Genomic DNA, 20,212 nt, shown 5'->3' on the forward strand with positions numbered 1-20,212 from the left:
GGCTTGATCGAAATGAGAATGATTCGCAAGTATTGCATCCGCGGTGCGCGGATTCCAGTGCCAAGCGCGCAGTGGCTTGCGCAGGATCAACGCGGCTGCAACATGCGGTGCGGCATGCTGGCCGCAGGCTGACTGGCCTTCGAATGCAGTCGCAGCCACCCTTGAAACGGGGTGGGGCAACCGCATCTTTCCAGCATCGCCGGCACGGCCGGCCAAGATGACCGATGAGGTTTCACAATGCGCATGGACAAGCTCACCTCGCGTTTCCAGCAGGCGCTGGCAGACGCGCAGTCGCTGGCGGTAGGCCGCGACAACAGCATCATTGAACCGGTACACGTCTTCAGTGCCCTGCTGGACCAGCAGGGCGGCAGCACCCGGCCGTTGCTGGCCCAGGCCGGCGTCAATGTGCCGGTGCTGCGCGAGCGTCTGGACGAGGCGCTTGAGGCGCTGCCGAAGGTGTCCGGCCAGGCCGGTAATCTGTCGATCGGCAATGATCTCAACCGCCTGCTCAACCACACCGACAAGCTGGCACAGCAGCAGGGCGATGCCTTCATCGCCAGCGAGTGGTTCGTGCTTGCCGCGCTGGAAGATGGCGGCACGCTGGGCATGGCGCTGCGCGCTGCCGGCGCCGACAAGGCGCGCCTGCAGACCGCCATCGACAAGCTGCGTGGCGGCGAGAACGTGCAGTCGGAGAACGCCGAAGAGCAGCGCCAGGCGCTGGAGAAGTACACCATCGACCTCACCGCGCGTGCCGAGAGCGGCAAGCTCGACCCGGTGATCGGCCGTGACGAGGAGATTCGCCGCACCATCCAGGTGCTGCAGCGTCGTACCAAGAACAACCCGGTGCTGATCGGCGAGCCCGGCGTGGGCAAGACCGCGATCGTCGAAGGCTTGGCCCAGCGCATCATCAACGACGAAGTGCCCGAAGGCCTGCGCGGCAAGCGCGTGCTGTCGCTGGACATGGGCGCGTTGATCGCCGGTGCGAAGTTCCGCGGCGAATTCGAGGAGCGCCTGAAGGGCGTGCTCAACGACCTGGCCAAGAGCGAAGGGCAGATCATCCTGTTCATCGATGAGCTGCACACCATGGTCGGAGCGGGCAAGGCCGACGGCGCGATGGATGCCGGCAACATGCTCAAGCCCGCACTCGCACGCGGTGAACTGCACTGCGTCGGTGCGACCACGCTGGACGAATACCGCAAGTACATCGAAAAGGATGCAGCGCTGGAGCGCCGCTTCCAGAAGGTGTTCGTGGGTGAGCCGACGGTGGAGGACACCATCGCGATCCTGCGCGGGCTGAAGGAAAAGTACGCAGTGCACCACGGGGTTGAGATAACCGACCCGGCCATCGTCGCCGCGGCCACCCTGTCCAACCGCTACATCACCGACCGCCAGCTGCCGGACAAGGCCATCGACCTGATGGACGAAGCCGCTTCACGCCTGCGCATGGAGATCGACTCCAAGCCGGAGGAACTGGATCGGCTGGAGCGTCGCCTGATCCAGTTGAAGATCCAGCGCGAGATGCTGAAGAAGGAAAAGGACGATGCCTCGCGGCAGCGTCTGGCCGACCTGGAAAACGATATCGACGCGCTGGAGCGCGAGTTCTCCGATCTCAACGAGGTCTGGAAGTCGGAGAAGGCCGCGCTGCAGGGCACGACCAAGCTCAAGGAACAGGTCGAGCAGGCCAAGGTTGAACTGGAGTCTGCCCAGCGCCGGCAGGATTTTGCGCGCATGAGCGAGATCCAGTATGGCGTGTTGCCGCAGCTGGAAAAGCAGCTGGCTGCCGCTCAGGAAGTGGAGAACCACGACTTCAAGCTGGTGCAGGACCGCGTCACCGACGAGGAGATCGCCGAGGTCGTCTCGCGTTGGACCGGCATCCCGGTCAACAAGATGCTCGAAGGCGAGCGTGACAAGCTGCTGCGCATGGAAGAGGTGCTGCACAACCGCGTGGTCGGCCAGGAAGAGGCGATCAAGGTGGTGTCCGACGCGGTGCGTCGTTCGCGCGCTGGCTTGTCCGATCCGAATCGACCGGGTGGCTCGTTCCTGTTCCTGGGCCCGACCGGCGTGGGCAAGACCGAACTGTGCAAGTCGCTGGCCGAGTTCCTGTTCGACAGCGCCGACGCGATGATCCGCATCGACATGAGCGAGTTCATGGAGAAGCACAGCGTCGCCCGCCTGATCGGTGCGCCCCCGGGCTATGTGGGCTACGAGGAGGGTGGTTACCTCACCGAGGCCGTGCGTCGTCGCCCGTATTCGCTGATCCTGCTGGATGAGGTGGAAAAGGCGCATCCGGATGTGTTCAACATCCTGTTGCAGGTGCTGGACGACGGTCGCCTGACCGACGGCCAGGGCCGCACGGTGGACTTCCGCAACACCGTCATCGTGATGACCTCGAACCTGGGCTCGCACCAGATCCAGGACATGAGTGGTGATGACACGCCGGAGGCCTACACGCAGATGAAGGCGGCGGTGATGGGCGTGGTGCAGGCGCACTTCCGTCCGGAGTTCATCAACCGTCTGGACGACATCGTGGTGTTCCATCCGCTGGACAAGCAGCAGATCAAGCAGATCGCGCGCATCCAGATGCGTGGCCTGGAAAAGCGCTTGGCCGAGCGTGGCCTGAAGCTGGTGGTGTCCGATGCGGCGTTCGATCTGCTCGGCAACGTCGGCTTCGATCCGGTCTACGGTGCGCGTCCGCTGAAGCGTGCGATCCAGGCACAGCTGGAAAACCCGCTGGCGCAGCAGATCCTGTCCGGTGCATTCGCCAACGGCGATACCATCGAAGTGGGCAACGACGGCGGCCATCTGGTGTTCGCCAAGGCCTGAACCAAGCGGGGCGCTGCATGATCGCAGCGCCCCGTTTCCGTTGTAGCGACCGGCCACATCCGGCGCATGCCGGCAATGCTCAGAACCGGTGCGTATACCCGGTCATCAAGCCGAACTGGTTGGCCTTCTGCACGATCGGGCTGTCTGCCGCATCGCCCAGCAGGCGGGTGCCTTCCACGGCGATGTACCAGTTGCCGTTGCGACCGGCGCGATGGCTCCATTTCATGCCCAGGCCGGCGCTGACCAGCCCGGCCTTGGGCTTGTGCTGGGCGAAACCGGTGCGAGCGGCCTGATCAGGGCTGACGCCGTACCAGGTCTGCATGTAGCCGCGGTTGCCGTAGTCGGTGGAGACGCTGCCGCTGACCACGCCACCGGCCAGATCGAACAACGGCATCTCCAGGTTCAGATGGATCTGCTGGGTGGCAAGGCCGTTGTCGCCCTTGTCGTCGTCTTTCAGCGTGTACTGCCACGAACCACTCAGTACGGCCTCACCCAGCGTATAGCCAGCTGCCAGGCCCACCAGGGGCCGGGTATCGATATCGCCCATGCCACGCAGGAAGTCCGAGCCGCCGAGGATCGAGTTCTTCTGGCGGCGGCTGCCGCTGCCACCGACGTAGGCACGCACGCGGGTGTGTTCGCCGATCGCCGTACCCCAACCCGCACCGCTGGTACCCAGAAACCAGCCGCCCGGCGAGGTCACGTCGAAGGACAGTGTGGGTGCGGCCTGGAATTCCTCGCTGCCACTGTAACGCGGGGCGACACCGCCGCCAGCAGCAAGCTCGAAGGTCCACTGGTCATCCTTGGCATGCGCTGCGGACGTTGCGAACAAGGGCAACAGGGCCAGGCCGAGCAGGGTGGGGAAACGGCGAAGGTGGGACATGGCAACTCTCTACATTGGGAGGAAGTGCAGCGCGCGCATCCGGCGCGTGCTGCAGGGTCGCCAGCGTGGCGGGACGCCGGCGACCAATCCGTCCGCAGTTGTGCGGGAGTTGTAAGCAACTGTAAGCGCGGCCTGCGCCGTTCAGCTGGCAGCCATTGGCCAGTGCATTTCCAGGCGCGCGCCACCGAGGGTTGCGCGTCCCACGCGGAGCTCTCCGTGGTGACGAACCGCGATGCGCCCGGCGATGGCCAGGCCCAGGCCGAAGCCACCCGTGTCGCGGCTGCGGCTGTCATCCAGACGGGTGAACGGGCGCAACACCTTCTCGCGATCGCCTTCGGCGATGCCGGGGCCATCGTCGTCCACGCGCAGGCAGGCCTTGCCGGCCACGCTGACCAGTGACACCTCCACACGGGTGCGTGCGTAGCGCATCGCGTTACCGACCAGATTGCTCAGGGCCAGCTGCAGCAGACGTGGCTCGGCATCCACGCGTGGCAGCGCACTGGGCCAGACCTGCAGTACCAGGCCCGTGCGCTCGGCATCGCGCCGCGCGTCTTCCATGCAGGCCTGCAGCCAATCGTTGGCTTCGATCCGCTGCATGGGCTCGGCGTCGTTGGGATGCTCCAGACGCTCGTAGGCCAGCAGCTCGCTGACCAACCGGTTGAGCTCGGCCAGATCGCCATGCAGGCCGGCAGCGAGGTGTGTCCGCCGCGCTTGGTCGTTGCTGTCCTGCATCAGGTCCAGGCCGAAGGCCAGGCGTGCGATCGGCGTGCGCAGCTCGTGGGAAATGGCATGGGTGAGATCGCGCTGCCGTTGCACCAGTTCGGCCACGCGCGCTGCCATGCGGTTGGAATGCTCGACGATGACGCGGATCTGCGAGCGCGGTGATACCTGCGCACGCGCCTGCAGGTCACCGGCACCGATGCGGTCTGCATGACCCCGCAGCGCCTCCAGGTCGCGCCACAGCAGGCGTACCCACGCGTAGAGGCAGGCGCCCACCAGCAGCAGGATGCACAGGTACGCGGCGACGGTCATGTACAGGGTCATCTGCACTTCGCCGGGAAAGCGCAGTTGCAGCCAGCGTCCATCAGCGCCGTCGATGGGCAGCAGTACCTGCTGGTAGCGGTTGCGGACGATGAAGCCGTCCCCTTGCAGGGCAGCGCGCTCTTCGTCATCGAGTTGCGGCGGTACATCCAGCAGTGACAGTGCAATGCCGTAGTGCGGTTGCCATTGCGCCACACGCTGCTCTTGCTGCTGGCGGTCCAGACCGGCCAGTCCGCTGCGCAGCGCGTACACCTGTCCGCGCACCTGTTCGGCGAAGACACGTTCCTGCAGGGGCGTGTAGATGCGGTCCAGCAGATGGTTGAGGCTGAACACCGACACCAGCAGGCAGGCACCAGTGACGAACCACAACCACAGGAACAGGCGCTTCACGCCGACCAGGCCGACGGGTTGAACTGATAGCCGCGGCCCCAGACGGTCTTGATCCGCCGCGGTTCGCGCGCATCGTCGCCCAGCTTGCGCCGCAGCTTGCCGATGCAGACATCCACGCTGCGGTCCAGGCCATCGAAGCCGATGCCACGTGCCGCCTGCAGGATCTGGTCGCGCGAGAGGATCTGCCCGGGCTGGCTGGCCAACAGCCATAGGATTTCGAATTCGGTGGTGCCCAGTTCCACCGGCTGCCCATGCAGGTGAACCTCGCGCTGCACGCGATCGATCAGCAGTTCGCCATGCATCAGCCGGCACGGCACCCCGGCAGGGCCGCTGCCATGGCGACGACGCAGCAGCGCGCGCAGGCGTGCCAGCAGCAGGCGCGGCTCGATCGGCTTGTGCACGTAGTCATCGGCGCCGGACTCCAGGCCCAGCACCTGTTCGATATCGTCCTCGCACGCCGTCAGCATCAGGATCGGCACGTCGGAAAAACTGCGGATCTGCCGGCACACATCAATGCCACCGAGGCCAGGCAGCATCAGGTCCAGCACCACCAGTTCCGGCGCGTGCTGGCGACAGGCCGCGCTGGCCAGGTCGCCACGCGGCACGTGCTGCACGGCAAATCCATGTTCGCGCAGATAGTCGCTGACCAGCTCGGCCAGGCGGCGGTCGTCCTCGACCAGCAGCACCTGGGTCGGGGTGCCGGCGGCGGGAGTCCACGGGGAGGGCTGCATTGGGTAGGGCGTCCTTGTCCGGGGCGAAGGGCCCGGCGGCGAAGCCTAGCAATGGCCCATGACGTCTGCCTGAATCCCGGGCAACCTGATAACCGCCGGTACTGGCGTCATCGCCAGGGGCTCTCAGTGGCGGTCGGAGGCTGGCCTATCGTGGGTGTTTCCCCGGATGGAGCCTGGCGCAATGAGCGACCCGCAGTGGCAACTGGAAACCCTGGCCGTGCACGGCGGCTACCGTCCCGACCCGACCACCCGCGCGGTGGCGGTGCCGATCTACCAGACCGTGGCCTACGCATTCGATGATACCCAGCACGGGGCGGACCTGTTCGACCTGAAGGTGCCGGGCAACATCTATACGCGCATCATGAACCCCACCACCGACGTGCTGGAGCAGCGCGTGGCGGCGCTGGAAGGGGGCATCGGCGCGTTGGCACTGGCCTCCGGACAGGCGGCGATCACCTATGCGATCCAGACCATCGCCGAGGCCGGTGACAACATCGTCGCCGCCAGCGCGCTGTATGGCGGCAGCCTCAATCTGCTGGCGCACACACTTCCGCAGTACGGCATCCAGACGCGTTTTGCCGATCCGGCCGACCCATCGGCGTTCGCCGCCCTGATCGATGAGCGCACCAAGGCCGTGTTCGTCGAGTCCATCGGCAACCCCCGTGGCAACGTCACCGACATTGCCGCGATTGCCGACGTCGCGCATGCGGCCGGCGTGCCGCTGATCGTCGACAACACTGTGGCTACGCCGTTCCTGCTGCGTCCGTTCGAACACGGCGCCGACATCGTGGTGCACTCGCTGACCAAGTACCTTGGCGGCCACGGCACCAGTCTGGGCGGGGCAATCGTCGATTCCGGCCGCTTCGACTGGACGGCGCAGCCGCAACGCTTCGCCCGCTTGAACCAGCCCGACCCGAGTTATCACGGTGTGGTCTACACCGAAGCACTCGGCGCGGCGGCCTACATCGGCCGCGCGCGGGTAGTGCCGCTGCGGAATACCGGTGCCGCGTTGTCACCGTTCAATGCCTTCCTGATCCTGCAGGGCATCGAGACCCTGGGCCTGCGCATGGAGCGGATCAACGCCAACGCGCTGGCCGTGGCGCAGTACCTGCGCGCGCATCCGAAGGTGGCGTGGGTGCGCTATGCCGGGTTGCCCGACGACCCCGAACACGCGGCGGCGCAGCGCTATCTGGGCGGCCACGGCTCCGGCGTGCTGACCTTCGGCCTGCCGGGCGGTCGCGTTGCCGGCGCGCGTTTCCTTGATGCACTGAAGCTGTTCACCCGGCTGGTGAACCTGGGGGACGCGAAGTCGCTGGCCACCCATCCGGCGTCGACCACCCATCGCCAGCTGGATGCGGCTGAGCTCGCCAGGGCAGGGGTCAGCGAGGACACCGTGCGCCTCTCGATCGGCATCGAGCACATCGGCGACCTGCGCGCTGACCTGGAGCAGGCCCTGGCCGGCACCTGAGGGCAGCCAATCGCGCAGGATCGGTTACGCACGCGGCCAGCGGATCAGGCAGGATCGCAGCCATGTCCTCGACCGGAGATGGTCATGAAGCGGCTTGCAGGCCTGCGCCAGGCGCAGGGAATCGAACGGGTCATCGACCATCTGCAGGCCTGCCTGCGTGAGCAGCAGGCGCTGCCGGATGTGGCGGCACTGGCGACGGTCGCGCATCAGTCGCCCTTCCATTTCCAGCGCCTGTACCGGGCGCTGACTGGCGAAAGCCCGGGGCAGACGCTGGACCGCCTGCGCCTGCTCAACGCCCTGCAGGCGCTGCAGCAGCCCGGTGCAAGTGTCACCGACGCCGCGTTGGCCGCAGGCTATGAAAGTGCGCAGGCCCTGGCGCGGCGCTGCCGGCAGCGCCTGGATACCACCCCGCGTGCCCTGCGTGCCGATGCAGCGCTGCGGCAGCAATGGCAGCAGGTTTTGGCACAGCCACCGGCCGACGTGGACGCAGAGACCGCTGCCCCGTTGAAGGTGGAAGTGCGCGCGCTGCAGCCATTCGAGGTCGTGCTGTTGCGCGCACAGGGTGCCTTCGGTGATCTCGACGCCAGCTTCGGTCGCCTGTTCGAATGGGCGCAGACGCAAGGCCTGGCCGACGATCTGCTGCACCTGGTGGGCATCGCCATCGATGACCACCGGGACGTATCGGCACGGGCGCACCGCTTCGACTGCGGCATGGGATTTGTCACGGGGTTGCCGTCACTGTCATCGCCATTGCGACGGCAGGCCCTCGGGGTCGGGCCGCATGCGGTTGTCCACCATGTCGGCCCCTACGAACAGCTGCAGGCGGTGGGTGATGCACTGCTGCGCGACTGGTGGCCCGACAGTGGGCACGCGCTTGCCGAAGCGCCCCTGTATTTCCACTTCCTGGATGATCCCGAACAGGTACCTGCCCACCAGCTGCGCGCCGACGTGTGCCTGCCGCTGGCCGGCTGATAGCCACCGGCTTGGTTGTCATCGCCAGAGGCGATCACCACCGCTGCAGGAACGCGCTACGGTAGAGACGCTCTCCAAGGGCGTGGCGATATCATCCCCGGCCGATGCGGGTCGGCCGGGGATTTTTTTGGGCGCAACGAATCCTGGTGGATTCACGCCATGCGTGGATGAATCTCAATCGAAATCTAATTCTTCTACGATTGAACGAAGAGCATCCACGCATGGCGTGGATCGACGTGTCGACCAAGGTCGACACCTACCAACAGCCACGGGAATCTGTCGAAGGCGGGGTGGGTCCGGTTGCGGGAGTGTCCGCGGCATGGATGCCGCGGCCAAGCCCCCATGGACGGGTTTACGGCGTCTCCCGCAACCGGACCCACCCCGCCAACCCACAGGAAGCCAGCTTCCGCTGTTGCTGTTGCTGTTGAGGTTGCCGGCCAGCGGCCGGCACTACCGCGGGTGCAGGGCGCAGCCCTGCCGCACACCTCTCACACCACCGGAATGCTGTGCTGCCCGAGGCTGCGATACGGCGGGGTCGCCATCACCATTTCCGCCAGCGAGTAAGCCAGCTCGCGCTCGGCCATCACCGTACCGTCGGCACCGTGTTCAAGCAGATGCTTCACTTCGGCATCGCTGTGAGCACGCGCCAGCAGGGTCAGGTTGGGGTTGATCGCACGCAGCTTGGCCAGTGTCTCACCGGCTTCCAGCGGCTGCGGGATCGCCAGCACCGCGATCTTCGCGCGCTCCGGATGGGCCTCGGCCAACACCTTGTCCGAAGCGGCGCTGCCACGGATGCCGGGCAGGCCCGCCGCATGCGCTTCGGCAACATGTTCCTTGTTGTCGTCGATGATCATCACCGGTACACCGCGATCGCGCAGCACCTGCGCCAACGCGCTGCCAACGCGGCCGTAGCCGATGACGATGGCGTGGTCGTGCAGATCAAGCGAGGGCCCGGGTGGCAGCTCGGTCTCCACCGCCGCAGGCGTGGTCTCCTGGTGTTTCAGCAGCCAGCGGTCAAGCAGGCCGAACACCAGCGGATTGAGCATGATCGAGATCAGCGCACCGGCCAGCACCAGCGCCTGGCCGGTGGGCGGCAGGATCTTCAGGGTCACGCCGAGGCCGGCGATGATGAAGGCGAACTCGCCGATCTGCGCCAAGCTGGCCGAGATCGTCAACGCGGTGCCGGTGGGATGGCCGAACGCGCGCACGATGAAGAACGCCGCCGCCGATTTGCCGAACATGATGATGCCGGCGGTGGCCAGCACCTGCCAGGGATGTTCGATCAGGATGCCGGGATTGAACAGCATGCCCACCGAGACGAAGAACAGCACCGCGAATGCATCGCGCAGCGGCAGTGAATCGCTGGCTGCCTTGTGGCTGAGTTCGGATTCATTGAGCAGCATGCCGGCGAAGAATGCGCCCAGCGCGAACGACACGCCGAACAGCATCGCCGAACCGAATGCCACGCCGAGTGCGATCGCCAGTACCGACAGGGTGAACAGTTCGCGCGAGCCGGTACCGGCGATGCGCTCCAGGATCCACGGAATGACCCGGCGGCCGACCACCAGCATCACCGCCACGAACAGGCCCAGCTGCACGAACGTCCAGCCGATGCTGGCCAGCACACTGCCGATGGTGTGGTGTTCGTTGGCCGCGTCGGGCCCGAACACCCCGGCCATCACCGGCATCATCACCAGTGCCAGCACACAGGCCAGGTCTTCGACGATCAGCCAGCCGACTGCGATCTTGCCGCGCTGGGTTTCCAGCAGGCGGCGCTCTTCCATCGCGCGCAGCAGCACCACGGTACTGGCCGTGGCCAGCGCGAAACCGAACACCACGCCATGGATGACCGGCCAGCCCATCAGCGCCGCGAGGCCCCAGCCAAGCAGGGTGGCGACCAGTATCTGGCCGATGGCACCGGGAATGGCGATGGCCTTGACCGCCATCAGGTCCTTCAGCGAGAAGTGCAGGCCGACGCCGAACATCAGCAGCATCACGCCCAGTTCGGCGAGCTGGTTGGCCAACGCCTGGTCGGCGACGAAGCCCGGGGTGAACGGACCGACGCAGATGCCAGCAACCAGGTAACCGACCAGAGGAGACAAGCGGAGCTTGTTGGCCAGCGCGCCGAAGATGAAGGCGAGCCCGAGACCAACGGCAACGATGTTGATCAGGTCGGTGTCATGGTGCATCGGCTCTCGCAGGAAACAGGGGGGGTACCCCGATTTTCACCGATGCGGCCAGATACGGCAAACCCGCAGGCCTCGATCCGTGCCCTGCGGGTTTGCGCTCGCCTTGTTGCCGGCCAGCGGCCGGCACTACCAGAGCAGCCGCCGGGCATGGCCCGGCGCTACCGCCACCGCTTACCAGTTGTACTTGATCCGCCCGTACACATACGCGCCGTTGAAGCCGAACGGCGAGTAGTTGCTGTACGGCAGCATGCCGAAGGTCGAGTTCTGCAGATCTTCGGTGCGGTCCGGGTACTCGTTCAGCAGGTTGTCGGCACCCACCGTCAGCGTCCAGTTCGCACTCGGCTTGTAGCTGGCCGAGGCATCCAGCACCCACTTGTCGCCGTAGGTCTGGTCACGGGCGGCAGTGGCCGAGTTGCGCACGGTGAACTTGCCGTAGCGGGTCGCCGCCAGGCCCAGCTCCCAGTGATCCGAACGCCAGGTGCCGCTGAGGATGGTCTTGTCGTGCGGGTAGCTGTCCTCGATGCGGCCGATTTCATCGCGGCCGATCAGCGACTGGGTCAGGCCCAGCGTGCCGAACACCGCCGGCGTGCCGCCCACGCGCTGCACTTCGGTGTCGTTGTAGCTGTACGCCGCGGTCAGTTCCAGGCTGCTGGCGCTGAACGGCACGGTGTAGCTGGACACGAAGTCGACGCCGCGGGTGCGGGTGTCCAGACCATTGGTGAAGTACGAGAACGCGGTCACCTGCGGCAGGCCCAGCCCGGACAGCAGCGCACTGGAAGCAGCGTTGGTGGTGATGCTGGACGACAGCGCGATGCGGTTGTCGATGTCGATCTGGTACGCATCGACGGTGATGTAGAGGCGGTCGACCGGCTGCAGCACCAGGCCCAGGCTGTAGGAGGTGGACGTCTCGGCCTTCAGCGGCGAAGCGCCCAGCGCCTGCGCGGCCTGGCTGGTGGTCGGGAAGGTGCCGCGTTCGACGAACACGCCGTTGGTGAACTGGCTGGTCACCGCCTGGTAGCCCTGCTGCGGCAGCGACGGTGCGCGGAAGCCGCTGGAGGCGGTGGCACGCAACGCGACCTTGTCAGTGAACGCGTAGCGCGCAGACAGCTTGCCGGAGAAGCGGTCGCCGAAGTCCGAGTAATCCTCGTAGCGACCGGTGATGCCGGCCGAGAACTTCTCGGTCAGGTCCGCTTCCAGGCCCGCATAGACCGCGTAGTTGTGGCGGTCGGTGTGTACTTCGTTGGTCGGGGTGAAGCCGGCGAAGCCCTGCGCGCCGGTGCCGGTGTAGGAGTTCAGTTCACCCGGGTTCTGGTCCCACTTCTCGCGACGGTACTCACCGCCGAAGGACAGGGTGACCGGATAGGCCAGGCCCCAGTCCAGCGACTTGGTCAGGTCGGCGTTGAAGATGTCCTGCTGGTACTTCAGCGTGCCGTCGTAGAACGAACGCGGGCTGGTGGCGCCCAGGCTGTAGTTGATGCTGTTGCGGGTGTGGAAATCCAGGGTGTTCTCGCCGTGGTTCAGGCTCAGGTCCCAGGTCCAGCCGTTGTCGGTGTTGCCTTTGACGCCGGCCACCAGCGAACGGTCCTTGGAGTACTGGTTGATCTGCGGCACGTAGCCATCCGGGTAGGTCTGCGCCAGCAGCGCGCTCTGCCCACTGTGGTTGCGCGAACGGTAGAACGCGAACGAGGTGATGTCGCGGTTGCTGAGCAGCGCGCTGGCGTAGCCGGTCACGTGGTCGCTGAAGTCATAGCTGGCATTGACCGAGGCAGCGGTGGCGTCGACCTTCGGGTCGCCGACAATGAAGGTGGTCTGGCCAACGCTGGGGAAGTTGCCGGTGTTCGGCGTGGTGCCGCGGTAGGGGCCGGCGCGGTCGCTCTCGTCCTGCTGGCTGATCTGGCCGGCCACGTGCACGCGACCACGGCCGTTGCCGAATTCCACGCCGGTATCGCCAGAGAGCTGGTACTTGTTGCCGTCGCCGGCCGAGTACTGGCCGTAGTCGACGGCCAGGCTGCCGCCACTGCCGCTGCCCTTCAGCACGATGTTGATGACGCCGGCGATGGCATCCGAACCGTACTGTGCGGAGGCGCCGTCACGCAGCACCTCGACGCGCTCGATGGCGGCGATCGGGATCGCGTTGATGTCCACCGCCGACGAACCACGGCCGATGCTGCCGTTGACGTTGATCATCGCCGAGGTGTGGCGGCGCTTGCCGTTGACCAGCACCAGCACCTGGTCCGGCGACAGGCCGCGCAGCTGTGCCGGGCGCACACCGCTGGTGCCGTCGGTCAGTGCCGGGCGCGGGAAGTTCAGCGACGGCAGCGCGCGCGACAGCGCGGTGGCCAGCTCACCGGTACCGGTGGACTGCAGGATTTCGGGGGTGATGATGTCGATCGGCGACTGCGATTCGGCGACCGTGCGGTCGGCCACGCGGGTGCCGGTAACGATCACCGTATCCAGGGTGTTGGCGGCGGTGCCGGCCTGCTGGGCGGCGGCAACGAACGGAGAACCACCGAGTGCGACAGCGACGGCGGCGGCGATCAGGCTGGTCTTGCGGGTCATCGGGAGGGGGCTCCGGTTGGCGGGATGGCACCGGAATCGACATCACGGAGGTGAGCGGACGACGGTTGTTGCGGTGCGCAATACAGGAATTAACGGGATATTCAGTGCCTGTCAAATGCCGGTCATCAGAAAAAACGTTGCAGCAGCAACCATTTAGCTGCGACAGGCAGTGACGGGGGAGGGGCCCGGGAGGCGCGCGGACAGGACGTGGGAGAGAGGAACGTCGCCCGCCGCGCATCCCGGGGCGCGTCAAGTATTCGTTAACGTTAGAATTGCGTCGCAGGAACAGTGCTTACCAGCACATTCCATTCGGTTATATGGACGCCTCCCCCCATGATTTCGCTTCGTAATTTCGCCTTGCGCCGCGGCGAGCGGCTGCTGTTGTCCAATGTCGACCTGACGCTGCACGCCGGTTACCGGGTGGGTGTGGTCGGCCGCAACGGTGCTGGCAAGTCCAGCCTGTTCGCGGCGGTGAAGGGCGAGCTGGAGGCCGACAAGGGTGACGTCGACCTGCCCGGCAAGATCCGCATTGCCAGCGTCGCCCAGGAAACCCCATCCCTGCCGGACCCGGCGCTGAGCTTCGTGCTCGGCGGTGACGTCGAGGTGGCAGCGGTGCTGGCCGCCGAGGCCGAAGCCACCGCCCGCGAGGATTGGGAAGCGGTGGCCGAAGCGCATACGCGCATGGCCGAGCTGAACGCCTACGACGCCGAAGCGCGCGCCGGCAAGCTGCTGCACGGCCTGGGTTTCCCGGCCGAAACGCACCACCGCGCGGTGTCCTCGTTCTCCGGCGGCTGGCGCGTGCGCCTGAACCTGGCCCGCGCGCTGATGATGCCCAGCGACCTGCTGCTGCTCGACGAACCGACCAACCACCTGGATCTGGACGCGGTGTACTGGCTGGAACAGTGGCTGCTGAAGTACCCGGGCACCCTGCTGCTGATCTCGCATGACCGCGAGTTCCTCGACAACGTGGCCACCCACACCCTGCACCTGCACGGTGGCGGCGCCAAGCTTTACCCGGGCGGCTACACCGACTTCGAGCGCCAGCGCGCCGAACAGCTGCGCCAGCAGCAGATCGCGCACGACAAGGAACAGGCCGAGCGCGCCCATCTGCAGAGCTTCATCGACCGCTTCAAGGCCCAGGCCAGCAAGGCCGCGCAGGCGCAGAGCCGGATGAAGCGCCTGGCCAAGCTGGCCGGTACCGAAGCAGTGCGCGCCGAGCGCGAGTTCCGCATCGAGTTCGCGCCGCCGGCCAAACTGCCGTTCTCGCTGATCCGTCTGAACCACGTCGAGGCCGGCTACGGCAGCGACTCGGTGATCCTGCACAACGTGGGCTTTGGCCTGGAAGCGGGCCAGCGCATCGGTCTGCTGGGCCCCAACGGCGCCGGTAAAACCACCCTGGTGAAGACCCTGGTGGGCGAGCTGGCACCGATCGCCGGCGAGCGCGCCGCGCACCCGGACCTGCGCATCGGCTACTTCGCCCAGCACACGGTCGAGTCGCTGCATGAAGGCCAGTCGCCGATGGAACACTTCCGCGACCTGGCCCCGGATGCACCGAACCAGTCGTTCCGCGATTTCCTCGGCAAGTGGAATTTCCCGGGCGACCGTGCCTTCGAACCGGTGGACGGCTTCTCCGGCGGCGAGCGCGCGCGCCTGGCGTTGGCGCTGATCGCCTACCAGCAGCCGAACGTGCTGCTGCTCGACGAACCGACCAACCACTTGGATCTGGAAATGCGCGAAGCGCTGGCCGAAGCACTGGCCGATTTCGACGGCGCGATCGTGATGGTCTCGCATGATCGCCATCTGATCGGCCTGGTCTGCGACACTTTCTGGCGTGTGGCCGATGGCGTGGTCGAGCCGTTCGACGGCGACCTCGACGCGTATGCCGCTTGGCTGCGTACGCGCCCGCAGGCGCAGGGCACCAAGGTACGCATGGAGCAGGTGGAGGAACCGGTGGTGGTCAAGACCGCACCGGTCGCGCAGATGGTGCAGAAGAAGCCGGTCAACCCGCACAAGCTGGCCAGCGCCGAAGCCAAGGTCGCCGAGCTGGAAAGTGTGCTGGCCGAACTGGATCGGCAGCTTGCCGACTCGAGCAACTACGCCGATGCCACGCGCATGGCCGTGCTCGGTCGCGACCGCGAAGCTACCGCCGCGCAGCTGGAAAAGGCCGAAGCGGCCTGGATGGAACTGCTGGAATCCTGATCGGTAGTGCCGGCCGCTGGCCGGCAATGCGATGCGCCCACAATGATCAAGGGGGTGCCGGCCAGCGGCCGGCACTACCTACGCGCCCTGCGCCTGCAGCCATTCACGGAACCGCTTGGCCGGTTCTCGCTCTGCACGTGAGCGCAGCCGGGTCAGCCAGTAGCGGCCCAATTCCAGCGTGGTGGCAAACGGTTGCAGCAGCCGGCCCTCGGCCAGATCCGCCTCGAACATGCGCAGCGGCAGCAAAGCCACGCCTGCGCCACCGGCCGCGGCCACGGCCAGCGTCAACGACGAATCGAACACCGGTCCGCGTGCTTCCACGCCGTTGACCCCCGCTATCTGCAGCCACCGTGGCCATTCGTCGCTGCGGTACGAACGCAGCAGCGGCAAGGTCGCCAGGTCGCGCGGATGCTTCAGCCGCCGCGCCAGTGCCGGTGCACACAAGGGGGCGAACGGCGCGTCCAGGATCGCCGTGCAGGTCTGCCCCTGCCAGTCGCCATCACCGAAACGGATCGCCAGGTCCAGGCCTTCACCGGCCAGGTCGATGCGGTTGTTGTGGGTCTGCAGCCGCAGCTCGATATCCGGGTGCGCGGCGTCGAACGCAGCAAGGCGCGGCAGCAGCCAGCCGGTGGCGAAGGTGCCGACCACGCCGATCGTCAGCACTTCCCGTGCCGGGCCGCCGGTGTAGCGGGCGATGCTGGCTGAAATGCGCTCGAAGGATTCATTCAGCACCGGGTACAGCGCTGCTCCTTCCTCGGTTAACGCCACGCCGCGGGGCAGGCGATGGAACAGGCGGACGCCCAGCCGGTCCTCCAGCCCGCGAATCTGGTGGCTCAGCGCGGCCTGGCTGACACACAGTTCCAGAGCCGCCCGGGTGAAGTTCTGGTGCCGGGCAGCGGCTTCGAAGGCGCGCAGCGCATTCAGCGGCAGGGTAGGGTGGAGCATGCGTGAGCCGTGAGCCGGAATGATGGCTGATCGTATCCGGTTGGCGGGTTGCTTTGGAATGGCGGCAGACTATTTGCGAAAGGCATGAATACAGCTCATGGCTTGTACTGAAAATTCGTGCTGGTAGTGGTCGCAGAAGGGCTTCAATAATCGGGATCACGCCCAGGAGAACTCCGAATGCTCGCTCGTCGCCGATTCCTGCAGTTCAGTGGTGCTGCCGCCGCTTCCGCGCTCGCGGCACCGCTGCTCGCCCGTGCCTCCACATCGACCATGGCCGCTGCGCCAGCCCCTGCCGCCATCGCCGCCGCCGCCGATTTCGCCGCATTGGAGAAGGCGTGCAGCGGTCGACTCGGGGTGACCCTGCTCGACACTGGCAGTGGTCGCCGCCTCGGTCATCGCCAGGATGAACGATTCCCGCTCTGCAGCACCTTCAAGAGCGTGCTGGCTGCCACAGTGCTCAAGCAGGCGGAGCGCGATCCGGCACTGCTGGACCGCCGCCTGCCGGTACGGGCCACGGACATCCTCGAGCACGCGCCGGTTACCCGCCGCCATGTCGGCAAGGACCTGACCGTGCGTGACCTGTGCCGGGCCACGCTGATCACCAGCGACAACACCGCTGCCAATCTGTTGTTCGCAGCGATCGGTGGGCCGCCGGCAGTGACTGCGTTCCTGCGCGTCAGCGGCGACACGATCACCCGCAGTGATCGCTTGGAGCCGGAACTGAACAGCTTCGCCATCGACGACCCGCGCGACACCACCACCCCGGCGGCCATCGCTGCGACGCTGCAGCGGCTGGTGCTGGGCGATGCGCTCAAGCCGGCCTCGCGCCAGCAGCTGGCCGACTGGCTGATCGACAACGAAACCGGCGATGCCTGCCTTCGTGCAGGCCTGGGCAAGCGCTGGCGGGTGGGCGACAAGACCGGCAGCAATGGCGAAGACGCCCGCAACGACATCGCCGTGTTGTGGCCAGTGCAGGGCGGTTCGCCGTGGATCCTGACCGCCTATCTGCAGGCGGGCGCGATCAGCTTCGAACAGCGCGCGGCGGTGCTTGCGCAGGTCGGCCGCATCGCCGATGGGCTGATCGCCTGACCGTAACAGCTGTGCACGGAGGCTGCGCAACAGGGGCCACTTTTCAGCAGTGTTCTACTTGTCGCGCCGCGCGCAGGCGTGCATCCTGCGCGCGTTCGATCCACACGGAAGTCCCCCATGAGTCATGAACTGGTCTACCTGCTGCTGATCTTCGCGCTGCTGGTGATCCCGCGCGCGCTGCAGCGCTTCAGCCTGCCCGCGCCGCTGACCTGCCTGCTGTTCGGCATCATCGGCATGCTCTGGCTGGGCGACCAGGCGCACGACGCGGTCATCGGACTGCTGGCCACGCTGGGCATCTCTTCGCTGTTCCTGTTCGCCGGCCTGGAAGTGGACCTGCAGGCTCTGCGCCGCGGCATGTGGCCGCTGCTGGCGCATCTGGTTATCCGCAGTGCGACCCTGTTCGGCGTCGGCTGGCTGGCTTGGCGTTATGCCGGTCTGCCATGGCAGGCAGCGGGGCTGCTGGCGCTGGCGCTGCTGACCCCGTCCACCGGTTTCATCATGGATTCGCTGTCGCGGCTGGGGCTGAGCGAGGACGAACGGTTCTGGGTCACCAGCAAGGCCATCGCCGGTGAACTGCTGGCCCTGGCGGCGTTGTTCATCGTGCTGCAGGCCGGCGATCCGGCGCACATGGCGCTGTCCAGCACGGCGCTGCTGGCGATGATGATCGGCCTGCCGTTGGTGTTCATCGCGCTTGGTCGCTGGGTTGCGCCGCATGCGCCGGGCTCGGAATTCTCGCTGCTGGTGATGGTCGGCATGGTGGCGGCGTACATCACCTACCTGCTGGGCGTGTACTACCTGGTCGGCGCCTTCATCGCCGGCCTGGTCGCGCGGCTGCTGCACCAGCGCATGCCGCTGCTGGCCTCGCACGAAAACCTGCATGCGCTGCGACTGTTCGCCTCCTTCTTCGTGCCGTTCTACTTCTTCAACGCCGGCACCAAGGTGCCCAGCGAAGCGTTGAGTTGGGAAGCACTGGGGCTGGGCATCGTCATCACCCTGGTGGTGCTGCCGCTGCGCATCGCGGTGGTCTGGCTGCAGCGCCGCGTGATGTTCGGCGAGAGCTTCCGCAGCAGCCTGCGCGTGTCGCTGGCGCTGGCACCGACGTTGATCTTCACGCTGGTGCTGGCCGCGATCATGCGTGATCGCTTCCAGATTCCGGCGGTGCTGTTCGGCGCGTTGCTGCTGTACGCCGCATTGACCACGCTGCTGCCCTCGCTGGTGTTCCGTACGCCGTTCGATGTCGACCCGGTGGAGCAGGAACCGGCAGGGCAGGGCGAAGATGCGCCGGTGGCGGCGACGGAAGTGGTTGCCGCCGCCCCTGCAGCCGAGCGCTGAGGCAGATCCAGGGAGTGCGGTTTGCGCGCATCGGCCATGGCCGTTAGGGTTGGGGCATGAAACTGATCGCCGCTGTTGCTTCCGCCATCGCCCTGCTCGGCCTCGCCGCCTGCTCGCAGCCATCGCACACGGTCAACCACGATCTGGCGACCGCGCCGGCCGACGCCTTCATGGCCGCCATCGCAGCCCATTGCGGCCAGGCCTACGAGGGCAAGGTGGTGGAAGACACGCCGGCACCGACCGGCGAGGATCCCTTTGCCGGGCAGAAGCTGGTGATGCATGTGCGTGGCTGTGCGGACCCGGGGCATGAGCTGCGCATCCCGTTCCACGTGGGCGATGACCATTCGCGCACCTGGGTATTGACCCGCACCGAGCACGGCGTGCGCCTGAAGCACGATCACCGCCACGCCGATGGCAGCCCCGATGCGATCACTCTCTACGGGGGCGACAGCAAGCCGCCGGGTACCGCCGAACGCCAGCAGTTCCCCGCCGATGGAGAGTCGGTGGCGATGTTCCGTCGTGCCGACATGCTGGCCTCGACCCACAACACCTGGGCGATGGAGATCGAGCCGGACCAGCGCTTCGTCTACGAGCTGACCCGTCCGGAGGGCCGTCGATTCCGGGTCCAGTTCGACCTCAGCAAGCCGGTCGCATTGCCGCCGGCGCCTTGGGGCGATCAAGCTTCGCCGGCACCCTGATTGCGGGGTCGGGTCCCTCCTGTGGAGGGCTCCGACCCCAGCATTGCACGCACCCGAGGGGCAGAGCGCTGGCCGTCGGCCAGGGTTCCGACCCTGCCCTCAACGCGTGCCGAAGCGCGCCCGGCAGCCATTGCTGACCCACACGTTGCCGCGCGAGTAACCCCAGGTCCGGCCTTCCTGGCAGGCACTGCCGGACAGCTGCTGCTGCAGCACCGGCCGGCCTTGGCGGTCGTCCCAGTTGCAGCTCTGCTGGCGGTTGTTGTTGCTGCTGCAGGTCACGGTGTAGTTGCTGTTACCGCCACCCCAGCCGCCGCCATTGCCCCCACCATTGCCGCCGCCCCAGCCACCGCGGGCTTCGGCGAACTCGGCGCGGCAGCCGCGGTTGACCCAGATCGCGCCGTTGCGCACGCCCCAGTTCTGGCCTTCCACGCATTGGGTACCGGAGATCTGCCGGACCACGCGCGCGTTGCGCCAGCCGACCGGGCAGCTGCGTTCGCGGTTGTCCTGGCTTTCGCAGCGGACGGTGCCGCCGTTGCCGTTGCCGCCGCCCCAACCGCCACCGTTGCCGCCACCCCAGCCGCCGCGGCCCTGGGTGAATTCGGCGCGGCAACCGTTGTTGACCCAGATGCTTCCATTGCGGGTGCCCCAGGTGCGGCCCTCCACGCAGGCCGAGCCGGACAGTTGGCGGACCAGCTGGGCGTCGCGCCAGCCGGTGTTGCAGACACGTTCGCGATTGTTCTGGCTCTCGCAGCGGACCACCCCGTTCTGCGCGGCGGCAGGGGCGGAGGGCAGGGCGAGCGCGGTAAAGGTACCGAGGATCACGGCCAGGCTGGCCAGGGACTGCGGTTTCATGGCGACATCCCCATACGGGAGTAGGTGCGCGACTATAAGGATCG

14 protein-coding genes are annotated in these 20,212 nt (G+C 66.7%); 7 read left to right on the forward strand and 7 right to left on the reverse strand.

Annotated features, from left to right (window positions below; all coding sequences use genetic code 11):
- Positions 1 to 237: 237 nt before the first annotated feature.
- Positions 238 to 2,823, forward strand: a complete 2,586-nt coding sequence (gene clpB / locus ACQ5SA_RS11485) for an ATP-dependent chaperone ClpB (RefSeq protein ID WP_100553365.1) — start codon at positions 238 to 240, stop codon at positions 2,821 to 2,823.
- A 79-nt stretch (positions 2,824 to 2,902) separates the two neighbouring features.
- Here clpB and ACQ5SA_RS11490 read toward each other — a convergent pair whose 3' ends face one another.
- The 3 genes from ACQ5SA_RS11490 to ACQ5SA_RS11500 all read right to left on the reverse strand — a co-directional run bounded on the left by ACQ5SA_RS11490 (position 2,903) and on the right by ACQ5SA_RS11500 (position 5,865).
- Positions 2,903 to 3,703, reverse strand: a complete 801-nt coding sequence (locus ACQ5SA_RS11490) for a MipA/OmpV family protein (protein ID WP_230112861.1) — start codon at positions 3,701 to 3,703, stop codon at positions 2,903 to 2,905.
- A 141-nt stretch (positions 3,704 to 3,844) separates the two neighbouring features.
- Complete coding sequence (locus tag ACQ5SA_RS11495; protein WP_353101110.1) at positions 3,845 to 5,134, reverse strand: ATP-binding protein; 1,290 nt, start codon at positions 5,132 to 5,134, stop codon at positions 3,845 to 3,847.
- On the reverse strand, positions 5,131 to 5,865 hold the full coding sequence (locus ACQ5SA_RS11500; RefSeq protein ID WP_089236580.1) for a winged helix-turn-helix domain-containing protein: 735 nt from the start codon (positions 5,863 to 5,865) through the stop codon (positions 5,131 to 5,133). The genes ACQ5SA_RS11495 and ACQ5SA_RS11500 overlap by 4 nt, the downstream gene beginning before the upstream one ends.
- A gap of 181 nt (positions 5,866 to 6,046) precedes the next feature.
- On the opposite strand from ACQ5SA_RS11500, the gene ACQ5SA_RS11505 reads away from it, so the two are divergent.
- Positions 6,047 to 7,333 (forward strand): O-acetylhomoserine aminocarboxypropyltransferase/cysteine synthase family protein, encoded by a 1,287-nt coding sequence (locus ACQ5SA_RS11505; protein WP_499314301.1) that lies wholly within the window; start codon positions 6,047 to 6,049, stop codon positions 7,331 to 7,333.
- A gap of 84 nt (positions 7,334 to 7,417) precedes the next feature.
- Positions 7,418 to 8,305 carry an AraC family transcriptional regulator gene (locus ACQ5SA_RS11510; RefSeq protein ID WP_499314302.1) on the forward strand — a complete coding sequence of 296 codons (888 nt, stop codon included), beginning with the start codon at positions 7,418 to 7,420 and terminating at the stop codon, positions 8,303 to 8,305.
- A gap of 488 nt (positions 8,306 to 8,793) precedes the next feature.
- Here the strand turns inward: ACQ5SA_RS11510 and ybaL are convergent, their stop codons facing one another.
- Positions 8,794 to 10,494, reverse strand: a complete 1,701-nt coding sequence (gene ybaL / locus ACQ5SA_RS11515) for a YbaL family putative K(+) efflux transporter (RefSeq protein ID WP_353101117.1) — start codon at positions 10,492 to 10,494, stop codon at positions 8,794 to 8,796.
- Between the two features lie 171 nt (positions 10,495 to 10,665).
- Positions 10,666 to 13,053 carry a TonB-dependent receptor plug domain-containing protein gene (locus ACQ5SA_RS11520; RefSeq protein WP_499314303.1) on the reverse strand — a complete coding sequence of 796 codons (2,388 nt, stop codon included), beginning with the start codon at positions 13,051 to 13,053 and terminating at the stop codon, positions 10,666 to 10,668.
- Between the two features lie 333 nt (positions 13,054 to 13,386).
- Here ACQ5SA_RS11520 and ACQ5SA_RS11525 point away from each other — a divergent pair, with 333 nt between their 5' ends.
- Complete coding sequence (locus ACQ5SA_RS11525) at positions 13,387 to 15,252, forward strand: ABC-F family ATP-binding cassette domain-containing protein (protein WP_230112870.1); 1,866 nt, start codon at positions 13,387 to 13,389, stop codon at positions 15,250 to 15,252.
- Positions 15,253 to 15,330: 78 nt separating this feature from the next.
- Here the strand turns inward: ACQ5SA_RS11525 and ampR are convergent, their stop codons facing one another.
- Positions 15,331 to 16,197 (reverse strand): LysR family transcriptional regulator AmpR, encoded by an 867-nt coding sequence (ampR, locus tag ACQ5SA_RS11530; RefSeq protein ID WP_230112871.1) that lies wholly within the window; start codon positions 16,195 to 16,197, stop codon positions 15,331 to 15,333.
- 177 nt (positions 16,198 to 16,374) lie between these two features.
- Here ampR and blaL2 point away from each other — a divergent pair, with 177 nt between their 5' ends.
- The 3 genes from blaL2 (at position 16,375) to ACQ5SA_RS11545 (ending at position 19,316) form a co-directional block, all read left to right on the forward strand.
- On the forward strand, positions 16,375 to 17,286 hold the full coding sequence (gene blaL2 / locus ACQ5SA_RS11535; protein WP_499314304.1) for a L2 family extended-spectrum class A beta-lactamase: 912 nt from the start codon (positions 16,375 to 16,377) through the stop codon (positions 17,284 to 17,286).
- 117 nt (positions 17,287 to 17,403) lie between these two features.
- A complete protein-coding gene (locus tag ACQ5SA_RS11540; RefSeq protein WP_165377910.1) occupies positions 17,404 to 18,618 on the forward strand; it encodes a cation:proton antiporter in 1,215 nt (404 codons plus the stop codon).
- A gap of 56 nt (positions 18,619 to 18,674) precedes the next feature.
- The gene (locus ACQ5SA_RS11545) at positions 18,675 to 19,316 is read left to right on the forward strand and encodes a hypothetical protein (RefSeq protein ID WP_499314305.1); all 642 of its coding nucleotides are present in this window, start codon (positions 18,675 to 18,677) and stop codon (positions 19,314 to 19,316) included.
- 99 nt (positions 19,317 to 19,415) lie between these two features.
- Here ACQ5SA_RS11545 and ACQ5SA_RS11550 read toward each other — a convergent pair whose 3' ends face one another.
- Positions 19,416 to 20,168: a DUF3011 domain-containing protein gene (locus ACQ5SA_RS11550; protein ID WP_499314306.1), complete on the reverse strand. Its 753-nt coding sequence runs from the start codon at positions 20,166 to 20,168 to the stop codon at positions 19,416 to 19,418.
- Between the last annotated feature and the right edge of the window lie 44 nt (positions 20,169 to 20,212).

Origin of the sequence: Stenotrophomonas indicatrix, from assembly GCF_050573115.1 — a bacterium.
GTDB lineage: Bacteria > Pseudomonadota > Gammaproteobacteria > Xanthomonadales > Xanthomonadaceae > Stenotrophomonas > Stenotrophomonas lactitubi_A.

What these genes read in the sequence shown, in the direction of transcription:
- clpB (WP_100553365.1), top strand. Translation starts at nt 238, where the DNA reads ATGCGCATGGACAAGCTCACCTCGCGTTTCCAGCAGGCGCTGGCAGAC.
- ACQ5SA_RS11490 (WP_230112861.1), bottom strand. Translation starts at nt 3,703, where the DNA reads ATGTCCCACCTTCGCCGTTTCCCCACCCTGCTCGGCCTGGCCCTGTTG.
- ACQ5SA_RS11500 (WP_089236580.1), bottom strand. Translation starts at nt 5,865, where the DNA reads ATGCAGCCCTCCCCGTGGACTCCCGCCGCCGGCACCCCGACCCAGGTG.
- ACQ5SA_RS11505 (WP_499314301.1), top strand. Translation starts at nt 6,047, where the DNA reads ATGAGCGACCCGCAGTGGCAACTGGAAACCCTGGCCGTGCACGGCGGC.
- ACQ5SA_RS11510 (WP_499314302.1), top strand. Translation starts at nt 7,418, where the DNA reads ATGAAGCGGCTTGCAGGCCTGCGCCAGGCGCAGGGAATCGAACGGGTC.
- ybaL (WP_353101117.1), bottom strand. Translation starts at nt 10,494, where the DNA reads ATGCACCATGACACCGACCTGATCAACATCGTTGCCGTTGGTCTCGGG.
- ACQ5SA_RS11520 (WP_499314303.1), bottom strand. Translation starts at nt 13,053, where the DNA reads ATGACCCGCAAGACCAGCCTGATCGCCGCCGCCGTCGCTGTCGCACTC.
- ACQ5SA_RS11525 (WP_230112870.1), top strand. Translation starts at nt 13,387, where the DNA reads ATGATTTCGCTTCGTAATTTCGCCTTGCGCCGCGGCGAGCGGCTGCTG.
- ampR (WP_230112871.1), bottom strand. Translation starts at nt 16,197, where the DNA reads ATGCTCCACCCTACCCTGCCGCTGAATGCGCTGCGCGCCTTCGAAGCC.
- blaL2 (WP_499314304.1), top strand. Translation starts at nt 16,375, where the DNA reads ATGCTCGCTCGTCGCCGATTCCTGCAGTTCAGTGGTGCTGCCGCCGCT.
- ACQ5SA_RS11540 (WP_165377910.1), top strand. Translation starts at nt 17,404, where the DNA reads ATGAGTCATGAACTGGTCTACCTGCTGCTGATCTTCGCGCTGCTGGTG.
- ACQ5SA_RS11545 (WP_499314305.1), top strand. Translation starts at nt 18,675, where the DNA reads ATGAAACTGATCGCCGCTGTTGCTTCCGCCATCGCCCTGCTCGGCCTC.
- ACQ5SA_RS11550 (WP_499314306.1), bottom strand. Translation starts at nt 20,168, where the DNA reads ATGAAACCGCAGTCCCTGGCCAGCCTGGCCGTGATCCTCGGTACCTTT.